General features: G+C 67.3%; 6 protein-coding genes. 2 read left to right on the top strand and 4 right to left on the bottom strand.

The genetic code is table 11. The features are described from left to right. The first annotated feature begins 974 nt into the window (after positions 1 to 974). Complete coding sequence (locus ACH4S8_RS44925; protein WP_398405126.1) at positions 975 to 2,348, top strand: NucA/NucB deoxyribonuclease domain-containing protein; 1,374 nt, start codon at positions 975 to 977, stop codon at positions 2,346 to 2,348. A gap of 53 nt (positions 2,349 to 2,401) precedes the next feature. On the opposite strand, the gene ACH4S8_RS44930 is transcribed toward ACH4S8_RS44925, so the two are convergent. From ACH4S8_RS44930 to ACH4S8_RS44945, 4 genes are all read right to left on the bottom strand, one after another. After that, entirely contained in the window at positions 2,402 to 2,869 is a 468-nt protein-coding gene (locus ACH4S8_RS44930; RefSeq protein WP_382099989.1) for a hypothetical protein, read from the bottom strand. A 192-nt stretch (positions 2,870 to 3,061) separates the two neighbouring features. Further along, on the bottom strand, positions 3,062 to 5,437 hold the full coding sequence (locus ACH4S8_RS44935; protein ID WP_398405134.1) for a transposase domain-containing protein: 2,376 nt from the start codon (positions 5,435 to 5,437) through the stop codon (positions 3,062 to 3,064). A gap of 111 nt (positions 5,438 to 5,548) precedes the next feature. Then, complete coding sequence (locus ACH4S8_RS44940) at positions 5,549 to 5,674, bottom strand: hypothetical protein (RefSeq protein ID WP_398405136.1); 126 nt, start codon at positions 5,672 to 5,674, stop codon at positions 5,549 to 5,551. Further along, complete coding sequence (locus tag ACH4S8_RS44945; protein ID WP_398405130.1) at positions 5,667 to 6,467, bottom strand: DNA primase; 801 nt, start codon at positions 6,465 to 6,467, stop codon at positions 5,667 to 5,669. Before ACH4S8_RS44945 ends, ACH4S8_RS44940 begins: the two co-directional genes overlap by 8 nt. 205 nt (positions 6,468 to 6,672) lie before the next feature. Here ACH4S8_RS44945 and ACH4S8_RS44950 point away from each other — a divergent pair, with 205 nt between their 5' ends. Next, positions 6,673 to 6,981, top strand: a complete 309-nt coding sequence (locus ACH4S8_RS44950; RefSeq protein WP_398405132.1) for a hypothetical protein — start codon at positions 6,673 to 6,675, stop codon at positions 6,979 to 6,981. Positions 6,982 to 7,130 lie beyond the last annotated feature (149 nt).

The raw sequence follows: 7,130 nt of genomic DNA on the forward strand, positions 1-7,130 counted from the left end.
GTCCCTGGCTCGACACCAAGGGACCTACCCGGGGTCCCGCCCTCTCGTTCGCCCACTTGACAGACCCACCCACAGCCTTAACGCAATGGTGTTGCACAAGAAGGGACACAATCTGAGTTTCTGAGGACGTTCTCTGGCGGGGGATCTGCAAGGGGTCCCAGAGGCTCGAAGGCGACGATCACGGATGGGTCCAGACCGCACTCCGGGCAGGCTTCCTTGTCGCAGCTTCCTCCATCGGGCCGTGGACTCTTCCGGATACGGGCAACCTCGACGATGTGTCCGCAATACAAGCGCAACCGCCACCGCTGCAGCTCCCACGGAGGAATCGGAGGGCCGAGAAGCTCGCGTATGCGCTTCCGACGTTCTTCCGTCCAGGGCGGGAATTTGGCGACCTGGCGTTGAACCCACTCATGGATGCGTACAGCCTCTTGCCGGCGACGGTGGTCGGCCTTGGTCAGCCGGTAGTCCGCCAAAGGCACGCCATGGCACAGGTATTCGACTTCCACGTCGGTGAAGGTAGACGGCACGACACCGCTGTGGGACGAGCGCGCGGAAGCCTCACCCGTTCGGGTGATCTGCCGGCCGGCGGCGAATCGGCTCGGCCGGCGCGGCATCCGTCGGTTTCACTGCCGCGATTGAGCAAGGCGGCAGGTGTGCCACGCGGCCGTCGGCGGGGTGCGATCGGTCTGCAACTGCCTTGAGAGTCGTGCGCACTGTGCCGGACCGCCTTGACGGTATGGGGATCCTGTCTGCCGTATTTGGCTCCTGCGCTCGCTGCGGGCTGTTATGCGGTGATCTCGGTCAGTGTGTCGGTGTGATCAGGCCATGCCTGTATGGCGACGCCATTTCCGTTCGTTTGTTCGAGAAGGTGGGTGATGACCAGGTGTCGGACGGTACGTCTGGCACCGAACGAGTTCGGGGGCTTCTTGATGAACAGAACATGGTTAGGGCGTGCCGGCCAAGGGGTGCTGACGATGGTGACCGTGCTCGCTGTCGCGTCGGCGACGCCGGTGCCAGCGAGCGCGGACGGTCCGGACGACCTGCAGGTCGAGTCGTACGTTCTCCCGGTCGGAGCGGTGAAACCCTCGCTGGAGGACGTACAGAACGGTCGAGGTACGGAGCGGCTGCGGGAACTGGCTGCACAGGCCGAGCCAGGCGTGGGACTGGCCGCGGAGACCGTGGGGCCAGCTGCCACGTACGCGGCACTGTCCCACAGAGCATCGGGCTCCACACCGACTTCGGACGGCACCGGCGAAGGGGCGCCGGCACAGCCGATGGCGACCGCACCGGAACCGCCACGGACGATGACCTTCGAGGAATGCAAGAGGGGCCTGGGCAGCGACAAGGCGTTCTACGTGAAGTCGAGATTCGCGGTCTGCGACGGAGCATCGTTCCTGCAGACCTGGGTCCGCAACAACACACCAGTCGGCGAGAGCATGTTCAACGTCCGCGTGGTGGGCACCATCGCCAAGAACAGCCGCACCATCGACTTCCAGTACTACTTCACCGACTTCGCCACGACCGGCTCCACGGGCGCGCCCGGAATGCCGATCACGACGAAGGGGAACATCCCGCAGAGCTGGCCCGCCGGAGCACGCTACACCCGGGGCGGGAACCTGCCAGGCACCAAGACATTCACGGAACTGAAGGCACTGCGCACGTTCCACCAGACGGTGAACGCCGCTCCCGGGCAGGGCAGCGGACGCAACCTGGACAGTCTCTTCGCGGTCTACGAGCCGGCCATCAGCTACGCGCCCCCGGCCGGATGGACAGTGAGGGGGGCTCACGGCGGCAAGCTGTTCATGCTCGCACCACGATGGGAGGCGGCGTCGTACCTGGCCAACTCCACCGGCGGCGGCAACCCGGCGAGGAAGGGCGCGGCCACCTTCAGCTACCTGACAACCCTCACCCTGAGCGCGAAGCAGGGCGCCGAGGAGCGCGCCGAGGCGCAGCACATACACCAGGCGTTCCTCGTCCCGCAGGACACCAAGCCGTACATGTCGGCGAAGAAGGTGCCAGGGCAGACGGCGGCGGATCCGCTCCACCGTACGGTCAGTGCACGCCGCATCGACGACAACCGCAAGGCAGCGGTCAAACAGTGCAGGCGGTACTGGGGCCCCAACTACACCAGCGGAGGCAAGGAGTGCGACGAATACCCCTTCGCGAGCACGTACGAAGGGGCTGCGGAGCACTACTACGACCCAGAAGTAAGAGAGTTCAACTTCTCCGCCAAGCCGATACCCGGCGACGACAACCAGGCCGGCGGCAACATCCTGAAGAGCTTCTACGCCAAGAACCGCATCATCGACGGACTGGATGACGGCTTCATCGTGAAGATCGTCACCTGACCTGTACTGCGGCGGGAGCGGCCCTGACACCGGCCGCTCCTGCCGCAGCCGGTTCACGATTTGGCGGGCCAGAACTGCACGAGGTAGCGCTCCACGCCGTGGCCGGTGCCCTCGCCTTCCGACAGGGCGGCGGCCTCGGCCCGACCTGCACAGTGGACACGGACGTGCCATGAACCGCCGGAGTCAGCCAGCGTGATCAGGTCGTCCATCCGGCCCGTGTGCATGGACCACACGGCTACCTGACCACTGGTCGACTCGAATTCGGCTTCGGCCACCTCATCCCAGTCGGACCGGTTCTGGACGGGCGGCGGCCCGTCCCACACTTCGACGCCGACTGTGGCGGTGTGGGTATGGCCGCCGCTGGTGATGTCCAGACGTCCCGGGTGAGTGCTGAGGAACGCATGCCGGTTGAAGTCGTCCGGGAAGGGGACCGGCAGGTCCGCGTCATCGGACTCCTGTAACCCGAAGGCGTGGAAGCCCACGTACGCATCCACATCCTGCTGCCGCACAAGCTCTGCCATGAGCGCCCCTTCGACATCACACACGACTGGCCATCCCCGAGATCGTAGGCCCGTGCCGTACCGGTGCTCCCGGCCGTTACGGGCATGGTCGGGGGCATTGTGGTGAGTGGGTGTCAGTACTCAACGAGCCGCGGTCGGTTGTGCCGGAGGTGTTTCTGCCGTCTCACGAGACGCAATCAACAACTCCCCAGGTCAACCCGTACCTCGAAACGAACCGTACCCATTGAGGATCGCCCGGTTGAGCGGTACTTCCTGCAGGAACCGGTCCCGGTCCGCCGGGCTGTGTATCAGGTCTGCCTTACGGGCCACCACTTCCCGGGCCTGTCGGGCCAACTCGTCCGCTTCGGCCGCACCATCTGCCGCCCGCAGGACGACCGCCGCGTGGTGGAGTACCTCCTCGGTGCGCAGCGCCGGCAGGTCGCCGACCTCTTCCAGGATCGCGATCGCCTGCCGGGCGTGCCGGGAGGCCGCTGCGCTTTCCCCTTGCAGTAGGTGGATGCGGCTGCGCAGGGAGAGGGCCGCCACCTTGCTGCGGACCATACCGGTCTGCTCCGTCTCACGGACCGTCTCGTCGGTGAGCCGCGCGGCCAGGTCCAGCTCGTCCGTGTTGCCGTCCGCCAAGGTCACGATGACCTCCGCGTACAGGTTGCGGACAATGGGAACCAGGTCGACTTTCCAGGTCTGCTCCATCTCGTGCCAGGCTTCTTCGGCCAGTACCCGGCTGCGCATTCTCTCCCCGGGGTCACGGGAATCCCGGCTGAGAAGCAATGCGAGGAGGGCGGTGTTGTACGCGTGCCAGTTGCTCGGCCCGCCCTGCGCCTCGTCGATGTCACGTGCCTCGCGCAGGGCTGTGGCCGCCTCGCCTTCCGAGCCCATGGCGACGTACAGCTGGGCCAAGTAGTTGAGTGCGACCGGCAGGTTGGCGTACAGCGGGTCGGTGCGCAGCTGTTCGACACACCGGGTCAGCCGGTCCCGGGCCTGGTCGAGATAGCCCGCGTCGAAGAGGTTGACCCCGAGCTGTAACTGGCTGCCCAGGGTGCGGACCTGCCGGATGGGGTCGTTGCCGTCGCCCAGAGCGGGACGGCAATCCTCGAGCAGGCTCTTCGTCTGGAGCTGCACCTGCAGGCCGGCCGCCAGATCTTGCTTGGTCAGATGGCCTCCGTACGTAGACAACGCGGCAAACAGGACGATCGGGTCGGCGCAGGCCCGGGCAAGTTCCACAGCCTCGCGGAGCTTGTCGAGGCAGGGCCACAGGCCCTGGGTCGTAAGGAGGACCCGGCCGTGAAGCACGGCTGTGCGGGCCATCAGCGCCGCATCGCCGCTGCGGCGGGCTGCTTCCTCTGCCTCACGCGCCTGCCCCTCCAAGTCCCGGGCCTGCTCCGTGCCGGGCTGGCACTGCCAGCGGGCTTCGGTGAGAGAGAGCAGCAGCTCGATGGCGCGAGCGAGCCGCAGATCACGGTCGGCCGTCCGCGGTGGCAGGCGACGGATGCTGTCGACAGCTTGCCGGCTCAGGGCCTCTGCTTCCCAGAACGACATGCCGCTCATCGCCAGCTTTCGGGCGAGCGCGAACTGTGTCCGCGCGGCGTCGTCCCACTGCTGGGCGAGGTGGTAGTGGCGGGCGATTTCCAACTGTATGGGTATCGGCAGGTCATCACGATCGGTCCCCTCTCCGGCCAGTGCGGCGGCGATCCTTGCGTGCGTTTTCCGAGCCTGACCAGCGCTCTGTTCATCGAGCACGGCCATTTGTACTAGGGCGTTCTCGAAGCGGTAGTAGTCCACTGACGGGTCCTGGGCCCAGGGGAACGGCGGCACCACCCGGATCAGGCCGTGCCGACGGCTCACTCGGGCGAGGATGTCGTGGCCGTGGAAGGCCCGGTCCATCAGCACGAGCTGCCCGCCCGACAGGGTCGGGGACGTGGCCAGGTGTTTGGCCAGGGTGACTTCGTTGTCCCGGCGCGGGCCGAAGCGGGCGCCGAGGATGCCGCGGGTGCCGCAGGCGATCAGCAGGACGAGTTTGACCTGCGAGTGGTGTCCGGGTTTGCGGCTGCCGCTCGGGGGCGGGCCGAACGCCTTGGTGTTGGCCGGCGTGGGCGCGACATCCAAGACGGTGCCGTCCAGGGACAGCATCAGCAGGCGTCGACCGAAGGCGAAAGCGCCGGGCGACTGCGCGGTGGTCAGCGGGCCGCGCACCTGCTCGAACAGGACCTTCAGCGGCTCAGGGCCCAGCCGGGCACGGGCCTTGGAGACGGCGGAGGTGCCTGCCACCCGCAGGGCACCGGAGTGGACTGCTCCGCGCAGGCCGTCGGTGAGCTTGCGCAGGATCTCCGCATAGCTCTCGCTGAAGTGCAGGCACATCGCCGGTACGAAGTAGACCACCGCGCTGGCCGGCAGGCTCGCGCACCAGCGTCTGTCGAGGCGGCCGCAGGAACGGACGGCTTCCTCCACCGCCTGCGGGGACACGAACTCATCCAGCGCCTCCAGCCGGATTCCGGCAGCTGCCCGCGCCGACGTGATCCGCTGCCCGACTCTGGAGTTCCCTCCCGCTGCGGTGACACGATGACAAGACATCGAGGCTCCACAGGTCAGATCTCTCACCAATATCCGACCTGCCAGGGGCCTCGATGGCCGTCAACCCCCTCAACGCCGAACGCGCATCAACCACACCTTGGGGACGCGACGTTAGGCCACGGGGTGGCCGTTGCGCTGCGCGTACACGGTCCCGTCGGCGGTGCGGAAGTACCGAAAGTGGGCCTGTGCGTAGTCGGTGATGATCTCGCGGGCGGGAGCCTTGTCGTCCTCAGGCATGGCTCAGTCTCAACCTGGTCAGGGCGTTGGTCCACGCGTCCGCGCAGTGCCGGGCGGTCTCACCCTTGGCCTGCGCGGCGGCGAACAGGTGTGCGATGTGCGCGTCGGTGAGGCAGCCGCACCGGCCGTGCGTGGACAGCACGGCGAGGAACGTGTGGTAGACGGTCGCGTGCACGGCCTGCCGGGCTCTGGTGATGCGCTGCTCCGCCATGGCGATGCCACGGGCCAGATAGGTGGGCGTGCGGTGCGGGCACGTCCCCCGGTGGTCCCCCAAGGGCACCGAGAGCCCCTGAGGCACCCCGTGGACGGTGGACGGCTTTACTGCCAGGGCGCGCACAGCGTCCGGGAGAGCGGCCATGGCACCAGTGCCGGGTCCGAGCCAACATGCGTATGCCATAAGGGACTTGATGTCGACGCCCGGACGTACGCCGTTGGCGGATTGCATGGCGCCCCGGTAGATCCAGTGCTCACCGCGGGTGGTCGGCACGGTCCGGGTGGCGGGCAGGTTCGCGCGGGCCCGCGCGATGGCGTCCGCGTTGTCGAGGTCCACGACGGTGAGTCCGGCGCCGCCGGGGTCGGTGCTGGCGGCGGCCCAGCCGTGGCACGGACGCGGGCAGGTGCAGGGTCCGGAGATCTTCATGTTCGGTCGGCCGCCGCAGGAGTTCTTGGCGCAGGCCGGGCAGTTCCCGAACGGCACCTTCCCCGCTCGTAACGGCAACACGGGCACGCCGGAGGATGCCAGGGACAGAGCGGCACGCAGGTGCTCTCCCCGGCTGTCGGTGGGTTGCGTCATGCTGGATGTTTCCAGTTCCTTAGATGGGTTGCTGGTGAGCAAGGGCGGCCCCAGGCTTTGGCGAGACGGGGGCCGCCCTTGGCGTAGCGGGGAGGCGTTGATCGGAGGGGGTGGCGGCGGACTGCGGGTAGGTGTGGACGTAGGGTGCGGAGGCTGTAAAGATCACGCGGGCATCTGCCCTGGATCTGGTACTCGGAGGGGACCCATGGCCATCTACTTCGCGGCACTCTTTGCCCTGTGCGCGTTGGTGGCCGCCGTCGGCGGCATCGCAGCGATCGCTTTTGGCTGGGTGCTTCCCAACATTCGGCGGTCGGTGGAGCGCACTCGCCTCTACGGCTTGGGGGTGCTGGTGTTTGCCGTCGGCATGTCCTCGATGGCGGCCGGCGAGGTGGCGTCCAGCGATCTGATGCAGTCGGTGGGAAGAGCGGTTGGCGTCGGAATTTTGGCTTTCAGTACCACGGTGGTCCGGGCAAGCGGGCGTCCTGCGGCCGCAGGACAGGGAGCCCGGGGTTAACGGCGTGGGCAGGGTCGTGCTGGAGAACGTGGTGGGTAGCTTCATCTTGTGTGTGCTAGGTGCACTGGGGTGGATGCTGCTCGCTCAGGCGCCGACCTGGAGTGCAGCCGGGTGGGCCTTCACAGTGTTGTTTGTCGCCCTCGCAGTCG

This window comes from Streptomyces sp. NPDC021080 (assembly GCF_044333225.1).
GTDB lineage: Bacteria > Actinomycetota > Actinomycetes > Streptomycetales > Streptomycetaceae > Streptomyces.

Coding starts and splice junctions, on each gene's coding strand:
- ACH4S8_RS44925 (WP_398405126.1), top strand. CDS start 975: ATGGTGACCGTGCTCGCTGTCGCGTCGGCGACGCCGGTGCCAGCGAGC.
- ACH4S8_RS44930 (WP_382099989.1), bottom strand. CDS start 2,869: ATGGCAGAGCTTGTGCGGCAGCAGGATGTGGATGCGTACGTGGGCTTC.
- ACH4S8_RS44935 (WP_398405134.1), bottom strand. CDS start 5,437: ATGTCTTGTCATCGTGTCACCGCAGCGGGAGGGAACTCCAGAGTCGGG.
- ACH4S8_RS44940 (WP_398405136.1), bottom strand. CDS start 5,674: ATGCCTGAGGACGACAAGGCTCCCGCCCGCGAGATCATCACCGACTAC.
- ACH4S8_RS44945 (WP_398405130.1), bottom strand. CDS start 6,467: ATGACGCAACCCACCGACAGCCGGGGAGAGCACCTGCGTGCCGCTCTG.
- ACH4S8_RS44950 (WP_398405132.1), top strand. CDS start 6,673: ATGGCCATCTACTTCGCGGCACTCTTTGCCCTGTGCGCGTTGGTGGCC.